The sequence below is a fragment of the Duganella sp. Root1480D1 genome (assembly GCF_001427305.1).
In the GTDB taxonomy this organism is placed as follows: domain Bacteria; phylum Pseudomonadota; class Gammaproteobacteria; order Burkholderiales; family Burkholderiaceae_D; genus Rugamonas.
Genome location: NZ_LMFZ01000019.1, coordinates 1 through 25,259 on the forward strand (window position 1 = coordinate 1; position 25,259 = coordinate 25,259).

Genomic DNA, 25,259 nt, shown 5'->3' on the forward strand with positions numbered 1-25,259 from the left:
CGGCCCGGAACTCCGGCGTGTATGTTGCGGCCCGGAACTCCGGCGTGTATGTTGTTGATCTCATGTTTTCACTCCCTTTGACAAGTTTATCAAATGGAAGTGTCCGAAAAAGTCAGGTTACCTCACCGCCGAGTTGTTCATCGACTTTTTGCTTGAGGTACTGATTCACGTATCGCGGTTTTTCCGCTGAAAAAGTCATCGCGTTTTATCCTATGCTGTCGGTCCCCTGATGGCCGTTAGGCGCGCTGCTCATTTACTAAGCGAACCAGGAGTTCGCCCAGTTCCAATGCCTCCTGTTCGCCGAGTTCAACTGGATCCCTGCCAGGTGTATTGACCTTCAGGTGGATGCCACCGTCAACCCAGATACTGATATCACCGCTCGCCATTTCGAAGACTTCAGTTTCTTGTTTGTTGTCAGACATTGCTTCACTCGCCTTTCTTGCGTGCTTTTGTTGGATTAGCCAGATGTCGTCGCGGTGGCTGCTACTGGCCGACATCCGAAATTATACTGGCGCGTCCCCGGCCTGCGCCGCCAGCGCAGGTCCGTAAAGGCCCGCATTTGTAAGCGCCGCACGCAGCGCGAGAGCAGTTGCCATAGCGTAGCAACTAAGCTTCGAATCAGTCTGGTGATAAGCCCCACCCACGACTCGAATGACCGTGTTAGAGAGGTGGTCGCCAGCGAACTCATCTTCGGTCATAACGTGTTTAATCGCAGAGATAACACCATCCAGAAAAATCAACGGAATCTGGGACTCACTCACCTCCCAGCTCAATACACATGGCCCATAGCTTTCCTCGCCGGGCTCCAAAACCAGATCGATGACACCGTAACGTCCAGGCGGTCCCATCTGGCGAACGAAGCGGCCCTCACCCACGCACCTACCAGGGACATTCACGCCCCTGGTTCCAGTCATGTATAAATAAAAGAGCATCTACTTCTCCAACGAATACTTAAATGCGAAAACTGCCCTTTTTTCACCGTCCGGATCTGGCCGGGATTAGACATCGCGGGGCAATTTCGCCAGCCAGCTCTGAACTCGGACCAGAATTGGCCCAATCTCCGGAGCAAACCCATCTTCATCGTGCCACTGAGCGATATCAAGATCCATGGCCATGCTCTCACTTTCTCTAATCAGGTCGTATGGCATGCCTTCAAGAGCTTTACCGTTTCCTCGAATCGATTCAGCAAGCCCCCGCGCATCGCCTTGACGTGCCTGAAGTAGAGCCAGACTCGCTTCGATACGAGCGATTAGCGTTTGGTTAGACATGAACGTGGTGATTCAAAAAATGGCAAAAAAAAACGTCAAGTAACTTTGTCCGGTCCTGGCCGTTGGTGACCGCCGCTTACTTAATTTGAAACGGCAACTCCAAGTATACGATCCCGCGTCACGATCGCTTGTATTTGCGGCTTAGTGTACTTGGCCTCGGGATCAGTGCCGACGTCGTCATCCGCGTGCATGTACTCGCCCTGATCAAAGGCAAGATAGACATCGTTCGCGTAACTAGGAAGCATTACTTGATGCTGAGAGAGGCAATACGAGTTAAGCGAATTGAGCGCGCAATCAGCGACTTCGTATTCCAGCTCACCGTCATGATACCTGTGTGCGACGCAGCGAGCGAAGTGGTCCATAAAGTCACTCACCGTCATACCGGCGGCGCAGCGAACCGCCTCAAAAGCATCGTGATGCAAAGGAGGAATCCCGCCGCTCTTGGAAAAGGCTTCGTGCGCAAAATGAATTAATTGGACGAGACTGCTCATTGAATCCTGGAGTGGCCGACGAGCGGCATCGTTATAGTTGTTGCGTCCGGTTCTGGCCGTCACAAGCCCACGGACAGTCTGATTCCATTGTCGGCCAAAAATGCAGCAGCTTCTCTGGCATCGTCAACCAATTCCGTGGCAGGGCCGCCGCGCCCGGTTACTGCAACAGTCCAGCAACCGTGCATACCAAGTGATAAACATCGAGTCCTGAATTCCAAACGCTGCGCTGGTTCAGGTGCTTCATAAAGCAGGCGTGCCGCGAAGTTAGTCCAGTACGCGGCTTCAACATTGTCCCTTTGTAGCTCGCAACCGATTCTATCGTGACAGATCACAGACCACACTTCCGCCTTTAGGAGCTGGTCGTCCTCGGGAATAAACTCGCGGGCAACGCTAAGCAAAGCTTCGGTTGGAGAAAAGATGTAAAACAACGAAGTTTGCATGGTATTTCATGTCGTGAATTGATGCCGCACAGGTCCACTTTTGGCCAATCTAGGCCGTCGCAAAGACGATTACGACGAACGGGTAGGCTTTAATCTCGCCTGCGATGCGTTCCAACCCCTTAAAGAAACGCGGCTCTTGACACTGGAGCTTTTGCGTATTGCTGAGGGTTATTTGGCATTCGCCGGGCCATCCAGGGCCTCCTCCAGATACCGCATCCCAGAACGCATCGAGATTTCGACCGAAAACTTCGGCACCGTCTGGGCGAATAACTTCAAGGTAAAGGTCCCAGAATTCACCCTCGGAGTCTATTTGGGAGCAGTCGAGCTGAAAAGTTTTCATCGATACATTATATTGAATGGTCTGCTATTGGCCGTTTGCGACATTATCGTAAATCTTCAAGCGTGCGGCTAAACGCTGGCAAAGACATCGACTTCGATTTCTCTTGGTACTCTGCCTCCGTCAATGGACCTGTGACGCTTTCGCTCGGGTCCAATAGTTCCGCATCTTTTTGGATGTCGATGATGAAATAGTTGGTCACGGATCTGTCATTGGACGGGTGTTGCTTGGCCACGATGAATTGCTCACTCCATCCCACCGAGAATACCGTCTCTTCAATTCGCCCCACGCAAGAGTCTTTCCCCTTTAATTCGTAACAGACGCTCATCTGCTCGGAAATGTCGATAGCCGACAAACGATAGGGACCAGTGATTTTTTCGTCGAATATGACCGATTGCCAGCAACCGGTCAGTAGCGTGAGTAGAAGTCCGAGAATTGGCAGGAAAAATTTCCGCATAGTTCGTTAGTTTTGATTGTCAGTTGCCGTCAGCAGCAAAAGCCATCGCTTCAACGCGCATCACCGCTGCGTATAGTAGTCAGGCCAAAGTTCATGAAGATAGGCTTCCAGAGGTTGTCCGTCGCCATCGACAAGACTAACACCCGATATTTCTTTCAACGACCCGGAACCATCAAGTCCGGCAAGTATGCTATGCATGATGCCAGAGGAGATCTGATCTATGAATGACTCAACCTGCGCCTGGCAGTTTGCCAATTTGATCGCAGCCTGCAGTTGCCGAATTCCTTCATCATTTTCAAAGGCAACTAGATCTGTCGATTCATCAGTGAGAACTTGTGTCGCAGTCTTCACCCAATACTGGTGGATTTTTGCAAGCTCACTTAGAAAGCGTTCTTCCGCTGCCAATTCTCTCTCTCCATTTATAAATTTAGCGTCATCAACTCGCCATTTCAGGCAGTTGGGTCTCCGTCTGCTATTGGCCGGTTGCTGTCGATTGTACGCGACGTTGAACCGGCGCCCGACCGCTCGGCGGCTGACGCCCCAAAGCCGGCCCTCAATTACTTGCCAGACTGCGCGCGCTTGCTAGCTCAATTCCCTGTAGTCCCATCGGCGTCAACGCATGTGCCGGCACCAGCCTAATCGCCGCGCTCCGCACCCGCACAGCAGCCACTTCTGCACTAGCGCCCCTTGAGCAGATCCTTGATCGCCGCTCGATCCGATTCGAAGAAATTGGAGAGCAGCTTTTCTGCGATAAATGGCACGCCGAGTTTGGATTGAAAATCAGGGCTGGCAGGGTGCAAGATCACATAGCAGTCGCGCGTAACCTTGTCGACGTAAGATCCATGTTCAAGTCGTGCGAACGTCACTTCGACCGGATCCCAGTCGCCCGAAATTACTTCCCTGACACGAGCACGATACTTCGCCCATCCATAAAATTCAATACACTGCTGGCCTTCGGGGCAGTCAGGCTTGGGACGAAAATCCGTGAAAACATTCTCGAGCACTTCAACCCTGAGTACAACGGCGTCGGTTGGCAAATTGTTGGGGGCTGCGGACAGAGAGCGCACGGACACGCCGCCACATCCGAGCATGATCAAACAAAGTGCAATATTTGCAAAAAAACGTATCATGCGGCGTCCTGAATAAGTCAATGTGAGCGACCATGAATGACTGGTTTTGGCCGTTTTCGGACCAAGCGAGACTCCATCCCATCTGACAGTAAGTGTCAGATTAAGCTTGAGCCACTACAGTTTAGCGGTTGTCGATGCGCGAAACGGTTCCGCGCCGGCCATTGCGGTCGAAGGCGGCCACCTGGACCAGGCCGCGTTCGGCGATCGGGCCTTGTACCAGAGGGCTGGCGGTGGTCGGTTCGCTGCCGTCGCTGGTGTAGCGCAGGGCCAAGCCGGGCAGGGCGTGGTTGGCGTAGACCTTGCCGCCATCCTGCGCCAGGCCGGGTGGCGCGATGCGGTAATTGACCGGGCCCAGGGGCGCCTGCTCCAGGTCCAGGCGGGGCAGCACGCGCTGGCCCAGTGCGTTGACAAAACCTGACCACGCGGCGCGATACAAAGGATAGGCGGAGGAGGGCTTCGGTTCGGTTGCCCATGCCGGATCGGCGGCCCAGGCGCGTTCGGCCACAGCCAGCAGGCGCGGCACGAGCAGGTAGTCGATCAGGGCCGGATCGCGGATGGTTTCGGTCCACAGCGCGGCTTCCAGGCCGCGGATGCGGGCCTTGCCGGCCTCGGTCAGGCTCGCGTCCAGCGGGATGAAGTTGTAGACGTCGTCGAGCTCGATGTAGGCGGCCCAGTTGACGCCCGGTTCATCGGGGTTCTTGTTGTGGCTCATGTCCAGGTATTGCCTGGTCGCCGGGGCCAGCACCACGTCGTAGCCGGCATTGGCGAGGCGGTAGCCCAGGTCTGCCGCCTCGCCGATGTTATTCCAGACGTGGAGCGTGATGCCGCGTTGGGCGAAGTGGGGATTGGGCGTGTGTTTGTGCGTTCCCAGCTCCTCCCAGCCGTTGGTAGCGAGGCCGTTCTTGCGCAGGATGGCGTCGACGCGGTCGTAGAAGTAGTCCCACAGCTCGGCCATGGATTGCAGGTTCTTGCGGGCCATCAGCGTGCGGCTGGCCGGCGACTTTTCCCAGGCGCCGGCTGGCACTTCGTCGCCGCCGACATGGAGGGAGCGTAGCGGAACGCCGGCTTCGCGGTGCAGTGCGGCGACCTGTTTCACGACGTGTTCGATGAAGCTGAAGCTGGACTCCAGGCCCGGGTTCATCACATTGTCGTTGTAATTCTGTGCGGACTTGTATTGCGAGCGGTCGTCAAGGTCGTTCAGCAGGTATTTGCCGGCGCCTGCCTGGCCGGCCGCTTTCATGCGGCGGTAGCGTGCCTCCATCGCTTGCACCGCGGCGCGTGCGTGGCCGGGCATTTCGATTTCGGGGATCACTTCGATATGGCGGGCGGCCGCATAGCGCAGGATTTCGAGGTAGTCGGCGCGGGAATAGTAACCGCTGCCGTGCGGGTCGCTGGCGCTGGGGCCGGAACCGTATTCCGGCTGCAGGCGCACGCCCGGCTTTGCGCTATGGCCTCGCACTGCGCCGATGCCGGTCAATTCCGGCAGGCCTGGGATTTCGAGGCGCCAGCCTTCGTCGTCGGTCAGGTGGAAATGGAAGACGTTCAGCTTGAAGCGCGCCATCAGGTCAAGCAGGCGGAAGACGGTCTGCTTGGGCTGGAAGTTGCGGCTCACGTCCAGCATCAGGCCGCGATACGCAAAGCGTGGGGCGTCGGTGACCGTCAGCACCGGCAGCTCGACCGCCTGCTTGCTGCCCGCAGCGGGCAGCGGCAGCAGGTCGCGCAGCGACTGCAAGCCGTGCGCAACGCCGGCAGCGCTGTTGCCATTGATGGTGACGCCGTTGGCGTCCACTGCCAGCGTATAGGCTTCCGGCGAAGCCTGCCCGGCGATAGCACCCACGGTGAGACGCAGCGTGGCGCTGGACGGTGCGGCCGCACTGGCGGGCCAGTATTGTTTGAGCAGGCTTTCGGCAACCCCGGCCTCGTTTTTCAGGCCGATGCCGGCAACGATGGCGGGCGCCGATTCCAGGTGCAGCGTGCCGGCGCCTTTTTGCAGTTGCAGCGGCGTGGGGAAGATTGGCGGCACAGCGGCCGCAGGCAGCACGATGGTCCGGGCGTTGCGCTGATACAGATCCAGCGCCGTTACCGCCTGGCCCTTCTCGAGCTGGTCCGGGCGCGGCAGCGGCAGCAACTGGTAGTCCGTTATCGCTTGCGCCTGTTCCGGTGTCGAGCCATACACCAGGTATAAACCCGAAGGAGCGCGGTACATCTTGGCATCGGCACTGGACGCGCGGTAGGCCGCATCCAGCGCCTGTCCTGGGGCCAGGCCGCCAAAGCCCGGTTCTGGACGCAGGCGGTACAGGGTCCCGCCCAGTTCATCGATCGCCAGCTTGCCCGGCAACGAACCAGCCACGGCGCATTCGATGCAATTGAAATAGATCGACCAGCCTTGCGCTGGCAGCGGATTGCGGTCCAGGTTCCTGATTCCAAGCCGGCCGCCCTTGCCGGCGTCCAGCTGCTCCCATTGCGCCTGGAGGCGGTCGCCGCTCGCATATTGTGGCGCAGCTGTGGCGGAAGAAAGCGCCAGCAGCAGCGCCAGGGAAACAACCGAACTGATTGAAGTCATGGAATCTGCTTGTCTCGTGTTGTGAAGGTGGTGGCGCTAGTATAAAGATGTTGCAGCAGCCACTCCATGACACCGGACCGGGCTAGTTTTTCAACTGTTGCGGCGACCGGGGTAGAGCCAGGCAAAGAGCATGGTCGCCGCCGCGCCTCCCGCGAACTGGGCAAGGATGAAGCCCGGGGCATCGGCTGGACGGATGCCTGCGAAGGTGTTGGTTGCTGCGCGCGCAAGGGTGACTGCAGGATTGGCAAACGAGGTCGATGCCGTGAACCAGTACGCAGAAGTGATGTATGCGGCCACCGCAAATGGCGTGATCGAAGGGCGGCTGCGCGAACATCCGATAATGACGCCGACCAGGCCGAAAGTTGCGACGCATTCGCTCCACCATTGCGACGGGCCGGTACGCGCATGGACCGATGCGAAGAACGCCGGCTCGCCGAACATGGCGTGTGCCGCAGCCACGCCGGCAAAGGCCCCGGCCACCTGCACTGCGAGATAAGGCAAGACATCGCTGGCGGCCAGGTTTTTTTGCCAAGCCTCAGACAATGTCACCACCGGGTTGAAGTGCGCCCCCGAAATCGTGCCCAGCATCAGGATCAGCGCTACCAGGCCGGCGCCGGTAGCTATTGTGTTCGCCAGCAGCGCAATGGCGACGTTGCCGCCCGCTAGCTGCTCGGCCATGATGCCGGAGCCGACGACCACCGCCAGCAGCATGGCGGTTCCCAATGCTTCCGCCACAAGGCGCCGGGCGAGCGTCATGCCTGCACCTTGCCGATGCGGTCCAGCTCCGCCTTCATGCGTGCGCGGTCGTTTTTCATTTCCTCCAATGGCAAGGCAAAAAAGGTCTCAATGCGTTTGCGCAGGATGCGGTAGGCATGCATGAAGGCCGCGTCGATTTCATCGTCGGTGCCGGTGGCATGTGCCGGGTCTTCCACGCCCCAGTGCGCGCGCAGCACGGGGCCGATGTAGGCGGGGCATTCTTCTTTAGCGGCGCTGCTGCAGACTGTGATGACAATATCGGGTGTGACGGGCAGATTGTCCCATGACTTGCTGTGGCAGCCGACGGTTGCGATGCCTTCGCGCGCCAGCAAGGCCAGCGAACGCGGGTGCACATAGCCCGCCGGCCTGCTGCCGGCACTGATGGCGTGCCAGCCGGCAGGGGCGAGGTGGTTGAAGGTGGCTTCAGCAAGGATCGAGCGGCAAGAATTGCCGGTGCAGAGTATCAATACGTTCATGTCAGGTGGCGCAGCTTTTTCCGCCGCAGCAGTTTTCAGTGAGGTAGGCGACCAGGCCGTTCATCGTGGCGAAGTTGGCGCTATAAATAATGAAGCGGCCGTCCTGCCGGGCCTCGATCAGGGCCGCCTGGTTCAATTCTTTAAGATGAAATGAGAGGGTCGATGGGGGCAAGCCAAGGCGTTCCGCAATTTTGCTGGCAGCCATGCCATCGGGACCTGTTTGCACTAACAGGCGGAAGATTTTCAATCGCGCTTCTTGCGCAAGTGCCGATAATGCGGCCACAGCTCCATTGGTTTTCATGGCTTACATAATTCTATGATTCCAGAAATATCGAATTATACTTGTTAACGGTTTCTGTGGAAAAGTCTGTTAACAAGGAAGGGAGCCGCGCGCTAAGGTCATGATTTGCCGGTGAAAAATCATTTTGCGCAAATTAGTGGCAGCGCTGGCATAATTGCATAACTTTTAAGGAGACCATGTTATGCACCGACGCTGGCTGTTTATCCTTGCGCTTTGCAGCGCTTCCGTCGGCGCCGCCGAGATCAAGGTCGGGGCCCCATTGCCGCGCATGGCGATGGTGAAGGAGGGCACGCACCACTGGCTGCGCTATGTTCGGAATGGCGAGGTCAATACTCCCGTCGATATCTGGACGCGTGAAGTGCGCCAGGCGCCTGAAGGAATGCAGATCCGCCAGCGCTGGGATGGCGTCAACAACAGTGTCGTCCTGCTCGACTCATGGTTCGACAAGGATACCTTCAAGCCCCGCACCCACCAGCGCATCCGCGAGAAGGAGGGCAAGCGCACGGTGGAGGACTATGACTTCGCCACCTACGAGCCGACATTCAATTTCGAGACCGATATCGAATTCCTGCAAGCCTTGCCGCTGGCGGCAGGCTACGAAGCCAGCATCATGTTCTATCACCCGGGCGGTCCGGCTCCGGCGCGCTACACCTGGAAAGTGGTGGGCAGCGAAACCATCCCGGGCCCGCAAGGCGCGGTAGATTGCTGGCTGCTGACCACAGACTATAACCGGCCCGGCACGGTCGCGAAATTCTGGCTGGCGAAGGCGACTCAGTTGCTGGTACGGCAAGAGGCGGTAGCGCCGGACGGCAGAATTATGGTGAAGTCGTTGATCGATTGACGGAAACGGTCTATCATCGCCCCCATGAAATTCCGTCGGACTTCCAGGATCGTGGCCGCAGTGGTGGCGCTATTCAGCATGCTGTTCATGCAGCTTGCGGTGGCGTCGTATGCCTGTCCTGCCGAGGAAAAACAGGTTGCCACCGGCGCCCAATGCGCCGGCATGGACCCGGCCCAGCCCAGCCTGTGCAAGGCAAAGGCGACCAACCTGGTTGCCAAGCAGGCACTCGATAAGCCCGACTTGCCGCCCGTGCTGCCCTTCGTCGCAGCCGACCTTGCCGGCGTTGTCATGGCCGACGCCTGGGCGCCTGATACCGGCGCAGGGGCATCCGCCCCGCCAAGCCTGGCGCGCAGCCTATCGCCGCCGCACTCCATAGAGCATTGCTGCTTCCGTAATTGACCTTCCAGTTTGCCTGATGACGTGTCGCGCCTGCCTGCGTGGCTGGCGCGTGGTTTCCTTTGCATCCTGGAGGTTTCATGTTTTCCCCATTTACCTGGCGCTGCCTGGCGCTTGGCTGCGCGCTGGCCTTCGCCGCCGAGGCTTCGGCGCTGACCCTGGCGCAGGCGCAGCAACGCGCTGTTGAACGTTCGCGCCAACTGGCGGCGCAAGGCCATGCTGCCGATGCTGCGCGCGACATGGCCGTGGCAGCTGCCCAATTACCGGACCCGGTGCTGAAAGCCGGGGTCGACAACCTTCCCGTCAGCGGTGCGGATCGCTATCGCATTGGCGCGGAGTCAATGACCATGCGCCGCATCGGCGTGATGCAGGAGCTGACCAGCAGCGACAAGCGGCGCTGGCGTGCCGCCCGCTTCGAGAGCGAGGCCGCGCGCAACCAGGCGGCTGCCGAGGCGCTGACTGCAAGCATCCAGCGCGACACTGCGATCGCCTGGCTTGATCGATACCATGCCGAGCGCATGAACGCTGAACTGCTGCGCCAGGCCGCTTTGTCGCGCGACGAGATCGTGGCGGCGGAAGCGGCTTACCGCGGCGGGCGCTCCAGCCAGGCCGGCTTGCTCGATGCCAGGGCATCCCTGTTGGCGCTGGAGGATCGCGCGACGGAACTGGCCCTGCAGGCGCGCAATGCAGCGATCATGCTGGCTCGCTGGACCGGCGAACCGGTCGATGTGGCGCTTGATGGCAGCGTCGATACCAGCAGCGTCGCAGTAACCCCGGCAGCGCTGGAAGCGACGCTCGAACACCATCCCCAGGTAGCGGTACTGACGCGCCAGGCCGAATTGGCGCAGGCGGAAGCTAGCCTGGCGCGTGCCAATCGCACTCCCGACTGGAGTGTGGAGGTGGCCCTGCAGCAGCGCGGGCCGGGCTATCCGAACATGCTGTCGTTTGGCGTGTCGGTGCCGCTGCAATGGGACCGTGGCCATCGCCAGGAGCGCGAGCTTTCGGCGCGGCTGGCAACGGCGGGACAGGCGCTGGCCGAGCGTGATGAAGCCCTGCGCGAGCACGTGGCTGAAGTGCGCAGCCAGTTGGCCGAATGGCAGGCTGGCCGCGAGCGCATTGCCCGCTTCGAGAAGGAGGTATTGCCCTTGGCCGCTGCGCGCACGGAGGCGATGCTGGCCGCCTACCGTGGCGGCAAGGCCGGCTTGGCCGACGTGCTGGCGGCACGCCGGTCGGAGAGCGAACAGCGCCTGCAAGCGCTGCAGCTTGAACGGGACAATGCGCGCGTTTGGGCGCAACTGACTTATATCCTGCCGGTGAAAGGCCACCCATGAAAAAGAACGCATTGATCGCTGCGATTGTGGCGGCTTTCGCGCTTGCCGGCTACCAGTTGGGCAAACGGCAAGCGGCGCCGGCACAGGCCCCGGCTGCAGCGGCGGAAGGGCGCAAACCCCTGTACTGGCATGATCCCATGGTGCCAGGCCAGAAATTCGACAAGCCGGGTAAATCGCCCTACATGGACATGCCGCTGGTGCCGGTTTACGCCGATGCGGGCAGCGATGGCGGCGTTGTCAGCATCAGCCCGCGCGTGCAGCAGAACCTTGGCGTGCGCACGGCGCTGGTATCCAGTGCCCCGTTGCCTGCCACGGTGTCGGCGGTGGGCAATGTAGCATTCGACGAACGCGAAGTGGCGGTGGTGCAGGCACGCTCGAATGGCTTTGTCGAGCGTGTTCTGGTGCGCGCCCCGCTGGAGATGGTGCGGCGCGGCCAGCCTCTGGCCGAAGTCACGATGCCGGACTGGGTCGCAGCGCAAGAGGAATTCCTGGCGGTGCGCCGCATGCAGGTTGGTGCTGCCCCGGTGCTGCTTGATGCGGCGCGCCAGCGCATGCTGCTGGCGGGCATGAGCGAACAGCAGGTGCGGCAAGTTGAAACGGGCGGCCATGTGCTGGCGCGCCAGGTGCTGGCGGCGCCGCGTTCCGGCGTGGTGACCGAACTGGCCGCGCGCGAAGGCATGGCGGTTACTGCCGGCGCGCCGCTGTACCGCATCAATGGCCTCGATACGGTATGGGTCAATGCCGAATTGCCGGAGAATGCGGTGGCACAGGTGCCGGTTGGAACCGAGGTCACCGCGCGCGCGGCAGCCTTGCCGGAATCGGAACTGCGCGGCAAGGTGGCGGCGATCCTGCCGCAGGTGGATGCGGCAACGCGTACCATCCGCGCGCGCATCGAGCTTGCCAACCCGGGCGGGCGGCTGGCTCCGGGCATGTTCGTGACGCTGTCATTTGCGCCGCGCCAGCGGCAGGCGGCGTTGCAGGTACCTTCGGAAGCGGTGATTCGCACCGGCACGCGCAGCGTTGTGATGGTCGAGGAGGGCACTGGCAAGTTCGCGCCGGTGCAAGTCGAGCTGGGAGCGGAGGCGGGAGGGCAGGTTGAGATCCGGGCGGGCTTGCAGGCCGGGCAGAAAGTAGCTGTCTCCGGGCAGTTCCTGGTCGATTCGGAAGCAAGCCTGAAGGGCAGCGGACAAAGAATGGCCGGCCCGGCGCCGCTGGCGCATCGCGGCGAGGCAACTGTGGAGGCCTTGGACAAGGACGAAATCACCTTGTCGCACGGACCGATTGCCACGCTCAAATGGCCCGCGATGACGATGTCCTTCAAGTTGCCGCGCGGCGGCCTGCCGCTGCATGTGGCGGCGGGCGACCGTGTGTCGTTCGAGTTCGTGCAGCAAGCGGACGGCAGCTTCCAGGTCACGTCGATGTTGCCGGCGGCCGGGCCCGCGCCTGCGCACCAGCACGGGGACAGCAAATGATCGCGAAACTGATCCTGTGGTCGATCCGCAACCGCTTCCTGGTGCTGCTGGCATCGGTCCTGCTGGCCGGCTGGGGCGCCTGGTCGCTGCAGCGTACAGCGCTGGACGCGATCCCCGACTTGTCCGACGTGCAGGTGATCATCCGCACCAGCTTTCCTGGGCAGGCGCCGCAGATCGTTGAAAACCAGGTCACTTATCCGTTGACGACCCAGATGCTGTCGGTGCCTGGCGCCCGCACGGTGCGCGGCTATTCCTTCTTCGGCGACTCCTTCGTGTACGTGCTGTTCGAAGACGGCACCGATCCATACTGGGCGCGTTCGCGCGTGCTGGAGTACCTGAACCAGGTGCAGTCGCGCCTGCCGCCGCAGGCGCGCGCCTCGCTGGGGCCCGATGCGACAGGCGTGGGCTGGGTGTTCGAGTATGCGCTGGTGGACCGCAGCGGAAAGCACGACCTGGCCCAGTTGCGCGCCTTGCAGGACTGGTTCCTCAAGTACGAGCTGAAGGCGGTGCCGAATGTGGCGGAAGTGGCCAGCCTTGGCGGCATGGTCAAGCAGTACCAGGTGGTGCTCGACCCGGCCAAGCTGCGCGCCTTCAATATCACGCACGGCAAGGCGATCGACGCGATCCGCCGCGCCAACCAGGAGACCGGCGGCGCGGTGCTGGAGCTGGCGGAAGCCGAATACATGGTGCGCGCCTCGGGTTACCTGCGCTCGCTGGAAGACTTCCGCCAGATTCCATTGATGGCCAGCGAGGCCGGCGTAGCGGTGCGCCTGGGCGACGTGGCGGCCATCCAGCTTGGCCCTGAAATGCGGCGCGGCATCGCCGAATTGAATGGCGAAGGCGAGGTGGCGGGCGGCGTGATCGTCATGCGTTCTGGGAAAAACGCCTTGCAGACGATCGATTCGGTGAAGGCGCGCCTTGCGTCGCTCAAGGCCGGCTTGCCTCCCGGCGTGGAGATCGTGCCGGTGTACGACCGCTCGAACCTGATCCGCCGTGCGGTCGGCAACCTTGAAACCAAGCTGGCGGAGGAATTCGTCGTCGTTGCCCTGGTGTGCGCGATCTTCCTGTTCCACCTGCGCTCTGCGCTGGTTGCCATCATCTCGCTGCCGCTGGGCGTGCTGGCCGCTTACCTGGTCATGCATTACCAGGGCGTCAACGCCAATATCATGTCGCTGGGCGGGATCGCGATTGCCATTGGCGCCATGGTCGATGCGGCGGTCGTGATGATCGAGAACGCGCATAAGCACATCGAGGCATGGCGCCATGCCAACCCCGGCCGTGCGCTGGAAGGCGAGGAACATTGGCATGTGGTCGGTGCAGCGGCAGCGGAAGTGGGGCCGGCGCTGTTCTTTTCGCTGCTGATCATCGTACTGTCCTTCATCCCGGTGTTCACACTGGAGGCGCAGGAAGGCCGCCTGTTCGCACCGCTGGCCTTCACCAAGACCTATGCGATGGCGGCTGCGGCGGGGCTGGCGGTGACGCTGATCCCGGTCCTCATGGGCTACCTGATACGCGGCAGCATTCCTGACGAGCATGCGAATCCGCTCAATCGCTGGCTGATCGCGGTGTACCGGCCGCTGCTCGAGCGCGTGCTGCACTGGCCGAAATCCACCCTCGCCGTGGCAGCGGCGGTGGCGCTGCTGTCGCTCTGGCCGCTGGCGCACATGGGCGGTGAATTCATGCCGCCGCTGGACGAAGGCGATTTGCTGTACATGCCTTCCGCCCTGCCGGGCCTTGGCGCCGGCAAGGTGCAGCAATTGCTGCAGCAGACAGACCGGATGATCAAGACCGTGCCGGAAGTGCAGAGCGTCTTCGGCAAGGCGGGACGGGCGGAAACCGCGACCGATCCGGCGCCGTTGGAGATGTTCGAAACCACCATCCAGTTCAAACCGCGCGACCAGTGGCGTGCGGGCATGACGCCGGACAAGCTGGTGGCGGAACTGGACCGCATCGTCAAGGTGCCGGGACTGGCCAACATCTGGGTGCCGCCGATTCGCAACCGCATCGACATGCTGGCCACCGGCATCAAGAGCCCGGTCGGCATCAAGGTGTCCGGCGCCAGCCTGCAGGAAATCGACCGCATCGCCGGCGAGATCGAGCGCGTGGTGCGCCCGCTGGCCGGTGTGTCGTCGGCGCTGGCGGAACGGCTGAATGGCGGCCGCTACATCGATGTGGTCATCGACCGCGCCGCGGCAGGACGCTATGGCCTGAACATCGACGAAGTGCAAAGCATCATCGCCAGCGCCGTCGGTGGCGACAACGTTGGCGAAACCGTCGAAGGCTTGCAGCGTTTTCCGATCAATGTGCGCTATCCGCGCGAACTGCGCGATTCGCTGGAAAGCCTGCGCGCCTTGCCGCTGTTGACGGAACGGGGCGCCCAGTTGCGCCTGTCCGACGTGGCGACGGTTCGCATCAGCGATGGGCCGCCGATGTTGCGCAGCGAAAACGCACGGCTGTCGGGCTGGGTGTACGTGGATATCCACGGCCGCGACCTGCGCTCGGCTGTGCAGGAAATGCAGCAGGCCGTCGCCGCCAGCGTCAAGCTGCCGGCCGGCTATTCGGTGTCGTGGTCGGGCCAGTTCGAATACCTGGAACGCGCAACGGCGCGCCTGCAGGTCGTGGTGCCGGCTACGCTGCTGATTATCTTCGTGCTGCTGTACCTGACGTTTCGCCGCGCCGACGAGGCCGCACTGATCATGGCGACACTACCGTTTGCGCTGGCCGGCGGGGTCTGGCTGCTGTGGGCGCTTGGCCATAACCTGTCGGTGGCGACCGGGGTTGGCTTTATCGCGCTGGCCGGCGTGGCGGCGGAATTCGGCGTCATCATGCTGTTGTACCTGAAGCATGCCTGGGAAGCGCGCGCGGCGGCCGGACGCCATAGCGAGGAGGACCTGCTGGAGGCAATCCGCGAGGGCGCCGTATTGCGCGTGCGCCCGAAAGCCATGACGGTGACCGTGATCGTGGCCGGCCTGGTGCCGATCATGATCGGTGCCGGCACCGGCTCCGAAATCATGCAGCGCATCGCTGCGCCGATGGTGGGGGGAATGTTGTCCGCACCCCTGCTATCGTTGTTTGTAGTACCTGCGGCATACTTGCTGCTTCGGCGGCGCAAAACACTGATGGAGAAATGATATGAAAGCAATCAACACCACCCTGCAAGCGGCAATCCTGGCGGCGGCATTCCTGGCCGGCGCACCAGCCATGGCCGATCACGATGGCCACGGCCAGCAAGCGATGAGCGTCGTGGCCGATACCGCCGATGGCGAAATCAAGAAGGTTGACAAGCCATCCGGCAAGCTGACCATCAAGCATGGCGAGCTGAAAAATCTGGGCATGGGCGCGATGACCATGGTATTCCGCGTCAAGGATGCCGCCATGCTGGACAAGGTGAAAGCCGGCGACAAAGTGCGCTTCACCGTGGAAAATGCCAACGGCGCTATGACCGTGACTGCCATCGAAGTCGCCAAGTAAACAGCATGAGCCGATTCGCCAGGACATGGATATTGTGGCTGTTGATGCTGGCCTTGCCTTTGCAGGCCCTGGCCGGCGTTGCGCAATTGTCTTGCGGGATCGGTGAGCACCAGCCCAGGCAGTCGCTGCGCCATGACCTGAAAGCGGTAAAGAAGGTCGCCACTGCGCAGCAGGGCCTGGACCATGCAGCTTGCGGCGCCTGTGCTGCTTGCTGTTGCGCTTCAGCGGCCTTGCCGGGCCTGAACCTCGCACCTGCACCTTGGGACGGGACTGACTCGCACTTCGCATTGCCGCCGTCCCTCCATGCCGGCCATGTCCCCGACGGCCCGGAACGTCCCCCGCGCCATCCCGCTTCCTGACTTTCAGGGATTGACAGGATTTGCAGGAAGCGTGCCGCTCCCCGCGGCAAAGGAAAAGCGACGAACGAGGACTTTATGAAACAAGCATTCTGGTCACGCCGGCTACACAAGTGGCTCGGCCTGATGATCGGCATCCAGGCATTGTGCTGGATGGCGAGCGGCGTGTATATGGCCGCAATATCGATAGACATCATCCACGGCGACCACCTGTCCCACGTGGGGCGATCCGCAGTGGCGGCGAAAGCCATTGTGGTGCAGCCAGCGCAACTGGCGGTGCAATTTCCCGGCATGACCGGGTTCCGCCTGAAGCGCCTGCTGGAGCGTGACGTATATGAGGTGAAGTATGCCGGCGGCACTGGCTTGGTGGACGCGGCCAGCGGCAAGCAGCTGGACCCGCTGGACCAGTCGCAGGCAGGACTGCTTGCGCAGCAGGCCTACCAGGGCGATGGCGCCATGAGCGGCATTCATTTGCTGCGCGAATTGCCAAAGGAGGTCGCCACGCGCCGGGCACCGTTATGGCGAGTGGATTTTGACGATTCCAATGGCAGCAGCCTTTATGTTTCGCCATCCACGGGCGAAGTGGTGGCGAAGCGGCATTCCCTATGGCGGGCCTACGACTTCCTGTGGATGTTGCACATCATGGACTACGACAAACGCACGAACGTCAACAACACGCTGTTGCGCAGCGCTTCCGTCGCGGGCACCCTGTTCGCGATGAGCGGCATCTGGCTGCTGTGGTTCACGCTACGCAGGAGGGGCGCAAAATGACGCCGTTCCTGAGAAAGCTGCATAAGTGGGTCGGCCTGGTGGTTGGCCTGCAATTCCTGCTCTGGCTGGCGAGCGGCATGGTCATGAGCCTGTTCGACCGGGACCTTGTCGAAGGCGCAGGGCATCGCGCTCCGTTGAAAATGGCTGCGGAGTGGCCGAGAAATGGCCTGCTGGCGCCAGCCGATGTGCTGGCCGCCACGCGCAAGCCCGTCGAATCAATCGACAGCCATTGGCTGCTCCAGGTGCCAGCCTACCTGCTGAAAAACAGTGACGGAAGTTGGCTGGTGGATGCCCGCAGCGGTGCGCCGGTGGCGGTGACCGCAGCGCATGCGCTGGAAGTGGCGCGGGCCGACTACGTCGGCGAAGGCAAGCCGGGCCAGCCGCAATGGATGCGGGAACCTACGCTGGAGGTCCGCAAGCATCGCGGCCCAAGCTGGCGCGTGGATTTCGACGATGAGGAGGCCACTACCATCTATGTGTCGGCCGTCGACGGACGCATCCTCGAGCGCCGCAACTCCGCATGGCGCCTGTTCGACATTGCGTGGATGCTGCACATCATGGACTACGGCGGCCGCGAGGACTTCAACAATTCGCTGCTGTTGATGGCCGCCCTGGGCGGCTTGTGGATGGCGCTGAGCGGCATCTGGTTGCTGTGCACCAGCCTGCGGCTGCATGACTTTGTGCCGGCACGCCTGCTGCCGGCGCGGCAAGTCACGGTGCTGGACGAGGGCGGGAAGCGCCTAGGCATCGTCAAATCGCGCCACGGCGATTCCGTGTTCGACGCGCTGGCGCGTTCAGGAATCCAGTTGCCGTCCAACTGCGGCGGCGGGCAAAGCTGCGGGCTGTGTGAAGTGCGTGCCTGCCATAATGCGCCGCCCGCGTCCTCGTCCGACGGCGAGCATATTCCCGATCAGCGCCTGCGGCGCGGCCATCGGCTGGCTTGCGGCATGGCGGTGACGGCCGATATGGAAATCGCAGTCAGCCATGGCGCCGCCCTGATGGTCAACCGCAGCGCCCTGGTGGAGCGGGTGAGAGACATCACGCCGACTTTGCGCGAAGTAGTGCTGCGCCCGGAGCAGAAAGCCGGCGCCGACTTCCGCCCGGGCAGCTACGTGCAGCTCCATATCCCGCGCAAGCGAGGACTGTTCGGCCCCCGCAAGCCGCTGCGCCGGTCCTATTCGCTGTCGCTGCCGGTCGCTCAGGCTGGTGGATGCGTGACGCTGCTGGTGCGGCATGTCGCGGGCGGCATCGGGTCTTCGTATGTGCACTCCCTGAAGCAGGGCGACCGGGTGGCCTTCAACGGCCCGTTTGGCGAGTTTGCACTGCGCCGCGGCAGGAACGAGAAAGTATTCATCGGCGGCGGCGCCGGCATGGCGCCGTTGCGCGCAATGATCCGTGCACAACTGGAATCCGGCGGCACGGAAGCTGTGCGCTTCTGGTATGGAGCGCGAGGCGAGAGCGAAGTGCCGTATCGCGAGGAGTTCGACGCGTTGGCTAAGCGCCATGCGCACTTCAGCTGGCAGGTGGTGCTGTCGGACGGTGGCCGCATGGTGCACGACGTGGTGCGCGACGAGTTTCTCGCTCAGCAGCCGCGAGCCCGCGATTGCGACTTCTATGTTTGCGGGCCGCCGGCAACGCTGCATGCAACGCGCGAAATGCTGAAAGAGCAGGGCGCGCAGCGCGTGTCGTTCGACGACTTCAAGATCTAGGTGGCTTCAGGTGCGGGCGAACTCGATGCGCTGCTTGCGCGGGTTCGGTCGCACGATGTGCTCCAGCGGCAGCACGGTGGACTGCTTGATCTTTTTCAGTGCGATATTCGACTTGACGTTCACCACCCCAGGCAGCAACAGCAGCTCCTTCATCATCAAGTCGGCGAAGGAAGCCAGGTCGTGCGACACCACGCGCGCCACGTAGTCGGCTTCGCCGGTGACGGAGAAGCACTCCATCACTTCCGGCACGTCGCGGATCGCGTTCTCGAACGCGTCCCCGCGCTTTTCACCATGGCGGTCCAGCGTGATATGCACGAAGGCCATCACGTCCAACCCCACGGTGGTCGGCTCCAGCACGGCCGCGTAATGGTCGATGATGCCGGCTTCGCGCAGGCGCTGCACGCGGCGGCCCACCTGCGAGACCGATAAATGCAGCACTTCGGCCAGCGCGGCATTGGTCGCTTCCCCGTTGCGTTGCAGCTCGTTCAGCAGCGACAGGTCGTGGCGGTCGACAGTAATCATCATCAAGTCCTATTGTGGTGCGCAAAATACGCATATCTGATGGTCTAATGCGTGCATATTGCGCAAAAAATCCAGAATCAGTGCGTAGTATATCCGTTATCTGCACACTTTTCCGGAGACAGCAAATGACCGATTCCCTGTGGGACAACCCGATGGGCACCGACGGCTTCGAATTCATCGAATACGCGGCGCCGGACCCAGTCGCAATGGGCAAGACTTTCGAAGCGATGGGCTTTACGGCCGTGGCGCGCCATCGCAGCAAGGACGTGACCCTGTATCGCCAGGGCGACGTCAACTTCCTGTTGAACGCCGAAAAGGACTCGTTCGCTCAGCGTTTCGCTGAACTGCATGGCCCATCCGTCTGCGCCATCGGATTCCGCGTGAAGGACGCCGCTTATGCGTACAAGCGCGCGCTGCGCCTTGGCGCCTGGGGCTTCGAAAGCAAGGCAGGACCGATGGAATTGAACCTGCCGGCTATCAAAGGCATCGGCGATTCGCTGATCTACCTGGTGGACCGCTGGCCTGGCAACGGCAATATCAGCATTTACGATGTGGACTTCGAGCCGATTCCAGGCGTCGACCAGAACCCGAAAGGCCACGGCCTGACCTACATCGACCACCTGACCCACAACGTGCACCGCGGCCGCATGGGCGAGTGGGCCGAATTCTACGAGCGCCTGTTTAACTTCCGCGAAGTGCGCTATTTCGATATCGAAGGCCAGGTCACCGGCGTCAAGTCGAAGGCCATGACCAGCCCATGCGGCAAGCTGCGCATCCCGATCAACGAAGAAGGCACCGACCGCGCCGGCCAGATCCAGGAATATCTCGATGCCTATCGCGGCGAAGGCATCCAGCACATCGCCATGGGCAGCGACAATTTGTATGCCACCGTGGACAGCCTGCGCGGCGCCGGCGTCAAGCTGCTCGACACCATCGACACCTACTACGAACTGGTCGACCGCCGCATTCCGGGCCACGGCGAGCCGCTGCAGGCCCTGCGCGAGCGCAAGATCCTGGTCGACGGCAAGCCGGGCGACCTGCTGCTGCAGATCTTCTCCGAAAACCAGCTTGGCCCGGTGTTCTTCGAATTCATCCAGCGCAAGGGCAACCAGGGCTTCGGCGAAGGCAACTTCAAAGCCCTGTTCGAGTCGATTGAGCTGGACCAGATGCGCCGTGGCGTGCTGACCGCCTGATCAATGTGCCATCAATACTGGCAGCGTTGCCGTTGCCAGTATGGTGCGCGTGGCGCCGCCCAGCATCATTTCACGGAAGCGGCTATGGCCGTAGGCGCCCATCACCAGCAGGTCCACATTGAAATCGGCCGCCAGCGACAAGATCGCCTTGCCGGGATCGACCGGTTCCGGCCGCCGCAGCACTTCCACGTTCACGCCGTGCCGCGCCAGGTACAGGGCGATGTCGGCGCCGGGCGACTCGCCCAGCGTGTCCGCGCTGTCGCCCAGCACCGCCAGCGTGACCTGTTCGGCGCCGCGCAGCAGGGGCAGGGCGGCGGTGACCGCCTTCGCCGCCTCCCCGCTGCCGTTCCACGCCACCATGACGCGCTTGCCGATGGTCGGGAAACGGCCGGCGCGCGGCACCAGCAGCACCGGGCGGCCGCAATTCAATAGCACATAGTCGGGCAGGTCCGGCAGCAAGCTGCCCTCATTGCCGTCGTTGGCGGCGGTTTGTCCCAGTACGACCAGGTCGGCGTAGCGAGCCTGCATGCACAGGCCCGCATATTCGTCGTCGTTGCTGCTGCGCACTTCATAAGAGGGAACGCCAAGGCGCTCTGCCAGGGATTTGAACTGTTCCAGCGCCATTTGCACACGTTCTTCGGCGCGCCGCAGGTAGTCGGCCAGGAATACGCCGCTGCCTTCATAACTGCGGCCGGCCAGCATGGAGCGCGGCATGCCTGTCATCGCGGCGCCGACCAGGTGGGCTTCCTCGCGCGAGGCGATGGCTGCGGCCAGCGCGATGCGCGCCTCTGCATTGGCCGCGCGGTCGGCATGGACTACGATGGTGCGGTAAGACATGGTGTCCTCCTGTGTTGATGTTGGCACAAGTTTGCGCCCGATTGCCGCGCACGATCCATGACTTGGGTCAAGCTCGTCTGATATCATGTCTTTATGTTACGTTCTCGTCTCGCGCCAACCTGTCTGTTGCTTGCCTTGAGCCCTGCAGCAGTTGCCGGCCAGGGGGATATGCTGTTTATCGCAGCGACCAACCACAATATGCCGCTGTCCCGTTTTCATGACGGCGAGCTGGCCGATGGCCTGCTGAAGGACCTCGGTGACAGCATTGCGCAGCGTATGGGGCTGCATGCCCGTTATGTCAGCGTGCCGGCCAAGCGCGTCGCCGATTACCTTGCCAGCGGCCGCGCCGACGGCGTCTGTTATGTGCTGCCACGCTGGCTGCCGGGCCCCTTCAACTGGAGCCAGCCCCTGATGCCCGATTCGGGCGTGCTGGTATCCCGGCCGGAAGCGCCGGCAGTGCGGGCCCTGTCGGACCTGGCGAACAAACCGGTCGGCACGGTGCTTGGCTATTCCTATTCGATGATCGACTCGGCCCTCGGGCGCGCTTTTGTGCGCGAAGATGCGCCTTCGATGGAGCTGAATATTTCAAAGATCCAGCATGGGCGGATGCAGTACGCGATCATGGGACGCATGACGGCGGAATACCTGATGCGCTCCGAGCCCCAGCATAAGCTGCGCATCGACTTCGAATTCGACCCGTTCAAGGCACAGTGCGCGTTTTCACAGAAGTCCGCCATACCATTTGGCGACGTCCAGCGCGCCATCGGCAGCCTGGTCTCGGACGGCAGCATCGACCGCCTGCTGCGCCATTATCGTTAAGCGAGCCTTCCAATCATGTCACTCTCACTCCTCAAATCCCTGTTCAACTACAAGGCGTGGGCCAACGCCGAATTGTTCGATGTGCTGGCGACCGTCACAGCGGAAGCCGAGCTGCATGCCTCAATCCGCACCCTGAACCACATCTGGGTTGTCGACCGGATCTTCCGTGCCCACCTGCTCGGGGAAGTGCATGGCTACGAAGCCACCAATACCAAGGCCACGCCCACCTTGGCGGAGTTGCGCGCCGCCGTCATCGAAACCGATGCCTGGTACCAGCAATATGTCGCCAGCCTGGACGACGCTGCGCTGGCCGCCCGGCTGCAGTTCAGGTTCACCGACGGCGACACGGGCCAGATGTCGCGTGAAGAAATGCTGATGCATGTGATTACGCATGGCGCTTACCATCGCGGCAATGTTGGCCAGGTGCTCAAGAATATTTCGGTGACGCCGCCGCGCGATATCCTGACCAAATTCCTGCACAGCACCGAACCCGGGCGGCACTTGCTATAATCCGGCCTGATGAATATCCGGCGCTTCCTCGTTATCCTGCTGTTACTTGTGATGCCGCTCCAGTCAATCCTGGCGGCGACGGATAGCTGCTGCCTGAAAACCAAGGTCACGCAGCTCGACGAGCACGCCGCCGCGGCAGACGATGCGCAGGGCCCGGGCAGCGCCTGCTGCACGCAGTGCGATTTCTGCCACCATTCCCATGCACCGTTTGTCGCCACCGTGGCTGACGGGCGCCAGCAAGTCGATTCGATCGCTCCGATGGCTCCGCCGGAGCCGCCTATCCATTCCTTCATCCCGGATATTCCTCCGCGTCCCGACAGGCTCCGCTGATTGATCCGGCCGCTGCATGCGGCCGTTCCCCATCAATCATCAAGGAGCAACATCGTGAAAGCTATTTGCGTGCCTTTGCTGGCGGCCATTTGCCTGGCCCCGGCGTGGGCGCAACCATCATTGACGCTTGCCGAGGCATTGGAACGTGCCCGGCAAAGCAATCCCGAGCTGCAGGCGCTGGCGCTGGAAGCTTCTGCGGTCGACGCAGCAGGCAGCCAGGCGGCGCTGCTGCCCAACCCTTCGCTGGACTACCTGCGCGAAGGGAGAGTCAGCGAGGGCGGATCGTCGACCATCCAACTATCGATCCCGCTTGAACTGGGCGGCAAGCGCGCCGCGCGCATCGAGGCGGCGCGTGCCGGCAGCCGTGCCGCGGCGCTGGACCTGGCCGTCGGCCGCGCGCGGATCGAGGCGGAAGTCGCCGCAGCCTACCAGCAAACTTATCTGGCGCAGCAGCATGTCGCCCTGGCCGCGCAGGTCAGCGACAGCGGCCGCCGTTCCAGCGACGCGGCGGCGCGCCGCGTCCTGGCCGGCAAGGTGTCCCCTGTCGAAGAAGCGCGGGCGCGGGTGGCGGAGGCCAACTGGCGCATGGAAGGCGTGACGGCCCAGCGCGAACTGGATGAAGCACGCATCAAGCTGGCCACTTTGCTGGGCAACACAGGAGACGGGATCGGGACCCTGGCGGCGCCTGTAGCACCGGCCGAAGCCGGGCTCCATGGAGCGCAACTGGAGGGCCTGATCGCCTCCGCTCCCGCTATCGAACGGGCCGTCGCGGAAGTCGACGCCGGCACGGCATCGCTGCGCATGGAGCGCGCCGCACGCATGCCCGACGTTGCGCTGATCGTAGGCAGCAAGCGCAGCGAAGGGCCTGAGCGTGACCGCATGCGGCAGAACATCATCGGCCTGTCCATGCCGCTGCCGCTGTTCAACCGCAACCAGGGCGCGATCCTTGCCGCCGAACGCCGCACCGGCAAGGCCCGCGCGGAACTGGAGGCGACTCGCCAGCGCATTCGGGCGGAAGCCATGCAGGCCCATGCCCGCATGCAGGCGGCCATGCAGCAAGAGCGCCTGGTGCGCGAAGAGGTGCTGCCAGGCGCCCAATACGCGGCCGAAGCGGCGATGAAAGGCTTCGAAGCAGGAAAATTCAATTACGTGGAAGTGCTCGATGCCCAGCGTACCTGGGTGCAGGCACAGGGCCAGCACCTGCGGGCCATTTCAGACTTCTACCGCGCCCGGGCCGACCTGGCAAAGCTGGTCGGCAACCTGGACTTCAAGGATTCAAAATGAACAAGCGACAGAAAATCACTATTGCGGCCATGGTCGCCGCTGCCGTCCTGTTTGCGGGCGGAGTATTGGGCTGGGAGCGCATCGCCCCGGTAGCGAAGGCCAATGCCGAAGCGAACGAACACCACGACGAGCACCCGGCCGGCGCAGCCGCCGCTGGCATGCAGCCGATCCCGTTCACCGATGCGCAGCTTGCTGCGGCCGATATCCAGCTGCGCGCTGCCGGCGCAGCGCGGCTCGAAACCTTCGTCCGCCTGCCGGGCGAAGTCAAATTGAACGAAGACCGCACCGCCCACGTTACGCCGCGCGTGGACGGCATTGTGCAGGAAGTGCAGGCCAATCTTGGCCAGCAGGTACGCAAAGGGGAGTTGATGGCAGTCGTTGCCAGCGCCGACGTGTCCGAGCAGCGCAGCGGCCTGGCTGCCGCCGAAAAGCGTGCAGCGCTGGCGCGCTCGGTGTATGAAGCCGAAAAGAAGCTGTGGGAAGAAAAGGTCTCCGCGCGCCAGGACTACCTGAAGGCGGAGCAGGAATGGCATGAAGCCACCATCGCCGTGCAGAACGCCCGCCAGAAGCTGGTGGCGATCGGCGCCAGCGGTTCCGGCAAAGGCCCGTTCAACCGCCTTGAAATCCGTGCGCCGTTCGATGGCCTGATCGTGGACAAGCACATCGCCGTGGGTGAAGCGATCGGGGCGGAAACCAAGGTCTTCACAGTCTCCGACCTGCGCCAGGTTTGGGCGGAAGTCGTGGTGCCGGCGAAGGATCTCGAGATCGTCAGGGTCGGCACGGATGCCGTGCTGCATTCCGCTGCCTCCGGCGCGGCGGTGAAAGGCAAGGTGAGCTTCGTGAGTGCGATGATCGGCGAGCAGACCCGCGCCGCGCGCGCCCGGGTGGTGCTGGATAACCCGCAACTGGCATGGCGCCCGGGCCTGTTCGTGGACGTCGACGTGGTTACCGGCTCGGCCGAAGTCCCGGTCGCCGTGGAAAAGGAGGCGCTGCAGGTCCTGAACGGCACGCAGGTGGTCTTCCTGCGCGATGGCCAGGCCTTCATGCCGGTGCCGGTCACGGTCGGACGTTCGGACGGCAAGCTGGTGGAAATCACTTCCGGCCTGCGCAAGGATGCCCGCTACGCCGCAGCCCACAGCTTCACCGTCAAGGCGGAGCAGGGCAAGGGCGCCGCCGAGCACGAAGATTAAGGAGCCGC

The 25,259-nt window shown here is 62.3% G+C and carries 30 protein-coding genes; 15 read left to right on the forward strand and 15 right to left on the reverse strand.

What is annotated here, in order from left to right:
* Positions 1-236: 236 nt before the first annotated feature.
* From ASD58_RS17505 to ASD58_RS17560, 13 genes are all read right to left on the reverse strand, one after another.
* The gene (locus ASD58_RS17505; protein ID WP_156401338.1) at positions 237-422 is read right to left on the reverse strand and encodes a hypothetical protein; all 186 of its coding nucleotides are present in this window, start codon (positions 420-422) and stop codon (positions 237-239) included.
* Between the two features lie 81 nt (positions 423-503).
* Positions 504-932, reverse strand: coding sequence for a hypothetical protein (locus ASD58_RS17510; RefSeq protein ID WP_057262512.1), 429 nt, complete (start codon positions 930-932; stop codon positions 504-506).
* Between the two features lie 66 nt (positions 933-998).
* A complete protein-coding gene (locus ASD58_RS31315) occupies positions 999-1,268 on the reverse strand; it encodes a hypothetical protein (protein ID WP_156401339.1) in 270 nt (89 codons plus the stop codon).
* A gap of 80 nt (positions 1,269-1,348) precedes the next feature.
* Positions 1,349-1,759 carry a hypothetical protein gene (locus ASD58_RS17515; protein ID WP_057262513.1) on the reverse strand — a complete coding sequence of 137 codons (411 nt, stop codon included), beginning with the start codon at positions 1,757-1,759 and terminating at the stop codon, positions 1,349-1,351.
* A 59-nt stretch (positions 1,760-1,818) separates the two neighbouring features.
* Positions 1,819-2,199, reverse strand: a complete 381-nt coding sequence (locus ASD58_RS17520) for a hypothetical protein (protein WP_057262514.1) — start codon at positions 2,197-2,199, stop codon at positions 1,819-1,821.
* Between the two features lie 49 nt (positions 2,200-2,248).
* On the reverse strand, positions 2,249-2,539 hold the full coding sequence (locus ASD58_RS17525; RefSeq protein ID WP_057262515.1) for a barstar family protein: 291 nt from the start codon (positions 2,537-2,539) through the stop codon (positions 2,249-2,251).
* A 43-nt stretch (positions 2,540-2,582) separates the two neighbouring features.
* Positions 2,583-2,993, reverse strand: coding sequence for a DUF3997 domain-containing protein (locus ASD58_RS17530; protein ID WP_057262516.1), 411 nt, complete (start codon positions 2,991-2,993; stop codon positions 2,583-2,585).
* A 60-nt stretch (positions 2,994-3,053) separates the two neighbouring features.
* On the reverse strand, positions 3,054-3,398 hold the full coding sequence (locus tag ASD58_RS17535) for a hypothetical protein (protein ID WP_057262517.1): 345 nt from the start codon (positions 3,396-3,398) through the stop codon (positions 3,054-3,056).
* 272 nt (positions 3,399-3,670) lie between these two features.
* A complete protein-coding gene (locus ASD58_RS17540) occupies positions 3,671-4,123 on the reverse strand; it encodes a hypothetical protein (RefSeq protein ID WP_156401340.1) in 453 nt (150 codons plus the stop codon).
* Between the two features lie 121 nt (positions 4,124-4,244).
* Positions 4,245-6,686 carry a family 20 glycosylhydrolase gene (locus ASD58_RS17545; RefSeq protein ID WP_057262519.1) on the reverse strand — a complete coding sequence of 814 codons (2,442 nt, stop codon included), beginning with the start codon at positions 6,684-6,686 and terminating at the stop codon, positions 4,245-4,247.
* Between the two features lie 90 nt (positions 6,687-6,776).
* Positions 6,777-7,442 carry an MIP/aquaporin family protein gene (locus ASD58_RS17550; protein ID WP_057262520.1) on the reverse strand — a complete coding sequence of 222 codons (666 nt, stop codon included), beginning with the start codon at positions 7,440-7,442 and terminating at the stop codon, positions 6,777-6,779.
* Positions 7,439-7,918: an arsenate reductase ArsC gene (locus ASD58_RS17555; RefSeq protein ID WP_057262521.1), complete on the reverse strand. Its 480-nt coding sequence runs from the start codon at positions 7,916-7,918 to the stop codon at positions 7,439-7,441. The genes ASD58_RS17550 and ASD58_RS17555 overlap by 4 nt, the downstream gene beginning before the upstream one ends.
* Before the next feature lies 1 nt (position 7,919).
* On the reverse strand, positions 7,920-8,219 hold the full coding sequence (locus ASD58_RS17560) for a helix-turn-helix transcriptional regulator (protein ID WP_057262522.1): 300 nt from the start codon (positions 8,217-8,219) through the stop codon (positions 7,920-7,922).
* A 181-nt stretch (positions 8,220-8,400) separates the two neighbouring features.
* Between ASD58_RS17560 and ASD58_RS17565 the strand changes: the two genes are divergently transcribed.
* From ASD58_RS17565 to ASD58_RS32810, 9 genes are all read left to right on the forward strand, one after another.
* Positions 8,401-9,060 carry a hypothetical protein gene (locus ASD58_RS17565; RefSeq protein WP_057262523.1) on the forward strand — a complete coding sequence of 220 codons (660 nt, stop codon included), beginning with the start codon at positions 8,401-8,403 and terminating at the stop codon, positions 9,058-9,060.
* 24 nt (positions 9,061-9,084) lie between these two features.
* Positions 9,085-9,459, forward strand: a complete 375-nt coding sequence (locus ASD58_RS17570; protein ID WP_057262524.1) for a hypothetical protein — start codon at positions 9,085-9,087, stop codon at positions 9,457-9,459.
* A 77-nt stretch (positions 9,460-9,536) separates the two neighbouring features.
* Positions 9,537-10,787, forward strand: coding sequence for a TolC family protein (locus tag ASD58_RS17575; RefSeq protein WP_082565496.1), 1,251 nt, complete (start codon positions 9,537-9,539; stop codon positions 10,785-10,787).
* Complete coding sequence (locus ASD58_RS17580) at positions 10,784-12,259, forward strand: efflux RND transporter periplasmic adaptor subunit (RefSeq protein ID WP_057262525.1); 1,476 nt, start codon at positions 10,784-10,786, stop codon at positions 12,257-12,259. The genes ASD58_RS17575 and ASD58_RS17580 overlap by 4 nt, the downstream gene beginning before the upstream one ends.
* Positions 12,256-15,390, forward strand: coding sequence for an efflux RND transporter permease subunit (locus ASD58_RS17585; RefSeq protein ID WP_057262526.1), 3,135 nt, complete (start codon positions 12,256-12,258; stop codon positions 15,388-15,390). Before ASD58_RS17580 ends, ASD58_RS17585 begins: the two co-directional genes overlap by 4 nt.
* Position 15,391: 1 nt before the next feature.
* Positions 15,392-15,730, forward strand: coding sequence for a copper-binding protein (locus ASD58_RS17590; RefSeq protein ID WP_057262527.1), 339 nt, complete (start codon positions 15,392-15,394; stop codon positions 15,728-15,730).
* A 5-nt stretch (positions 15,731-15,735) separates the two neighbouring features.
* Complete coding sequence (locus tag ASD58_RS17595) at positions 15,736-16,089, forward strand: hypothetical protein (protein ID WP_156401341.1); 354 nt, start codon at positions 15,736-15,738, stop codon at positions 16,087-16,089.
* Positions 16,090-16,164: 75 nt separating this feature from the next.
* Positions 16,165-16,857, forward strand: coding sequence for a PepSY domain-containing protein (locus tag ASD58_RS32805; RefSeq protein WP_057262529.1), 693 nt, complete (start codon positions 16,165-16,167; stop codon positions 16,855-16,857).
* Positions 16,854-18,566 carry a 2Fe-2S iron-sulfur cluster binding domain-containing protein gene (locus tag ASD58_RS32810; protein WP_057262530.1) on the forward strand — a complete coding sequence of 571 codons (1,713 nt, stop codon included), beginning with the start codon at positions 16,854-16,856 and terminating at the stop codon, positions 18,564-18,566. Before ASD58_RS32805 ends, ASD58_RS32810 begins: the two co-directional genes overlap by 4 nt.
* Positions 18,567-18,572: 6 nt before the next feature.
* Here the strand turns inward: ASD58_RS32810 and ASD58_RS17610 are convergent, their stop codons facing one another.
* Entirely contained in the window at positions 18,573-19,091 is a 519-nt protein-coding gene (locus ASD58_RS17610; RefSeq protein WP_057262531.1) for an Lrp/AsnC family transcriptional regulator, read from the reverse strand.
* A 122-nt stretch (positions 19,092-19,213) separates the two neighbouring features.
* Between ASD58_RS17610 and hppD the strand changes: the two genes are divergently transcribed.
* Positions 19,214-20,281 (forward strand): 4-hydroxyphenylpyruvate dioxygenase, encoded by a 1,068-nt coding sequence (hppD, locus tag ASD58_RS17615; RefSeq protein WP_057262532.1) that lies wholly within the window; start codon positions 19,214-19,216, stop codon positions 20,279-20,281.
* Here the strand turns inward: hppD and ASD58_RS17620 are convergent, their stop codons facing one another.
* The gene (locus ASD58_RS17620; RefSeq protein ID WP_057262533.1) at positions 20,282-21,118 is read right to left on the reverse strand and encodes a universal stress protein; all 837 of its coding nucleotides are present in this window, start codon (positions 21,116-21,118) and stop codon (positions 20,282-20,284) included. It abuts the gene before it with no gap.
* 168 nt (positions 21,119-21,286) lie between these two features.
* Between ASD58_RS17620 and ASD58_RS17625 the strand changes: the two genes are divergently transcribed.
* The 5 genes from ASD58_RS17625 to ASD58_RS17645 are packed head-to-tail and all read left to right on the forward strand — an operon-like array spanning position 21,287 to position 25,251.
* Positions 21,287-21,937, forward strand: a complete 651-nt coding sequence (locus tag ASD58_RS17625) for an ABC transporter substrate-binding protein (RefSeq protein WP_057262534.1) — start codon at positions 21,287-21,289, stop codon at positions 21,935-21,937.
* A gap of 15 nt (positions 21,938-21,952) precedes the next feature.
* The gene (locus ASD58_RS17630; RefSeq protein WP_057262535.1) at positions 21,953-22,447 is read left to right on the forward strand and encodes a DinB family protein; all 495 of its coding nucleotides are present in this window, start codon (positions 21,953-21,955) and stop codon (positions 22,445-22,447) included.
* 9 nt (positions 22,448-22,456) lie between these two features.
* A complete protein-coding gene (locus ASD58_RS17635) occupies positions 22,457-22,777 on the forward strand; it encodes a hypothetical protein (RefSeq protein WP_057262536.1) in 321 nt (106 codons plus the stop codon).
* Between the two features lie 54 nt (positions 22,778-22,831).
* Positions 22,832-24,061 (forward strand): TolC family protein, encoded by a 1,230-nt coding sequence (locus ASD58_RS17640; RefSeq protein ID WP_162253032.1) that lies wholly within the window; start codon positions 22,832-22,834, stop codon positions 24,059-24,061.
* Positions 24,058-25,251 (forward strand): efflux RND transporter periplasmic adaptor subunit, encoded by a 1,194-nt coding sequence (locus ASD58_RS17645; RefSeq protein ID WP_057262538.1) that lies wholly within the window; start codon positions 24,058-24,060, stop codon positions 25,249-25,251. Before ASD58_RS17640 ends, ASD58_RS17645 begins: the two co-directional genes overlap by 4 nt.
* Positions 25,252-25,259 lie beyond the last annotated feature (8 nt).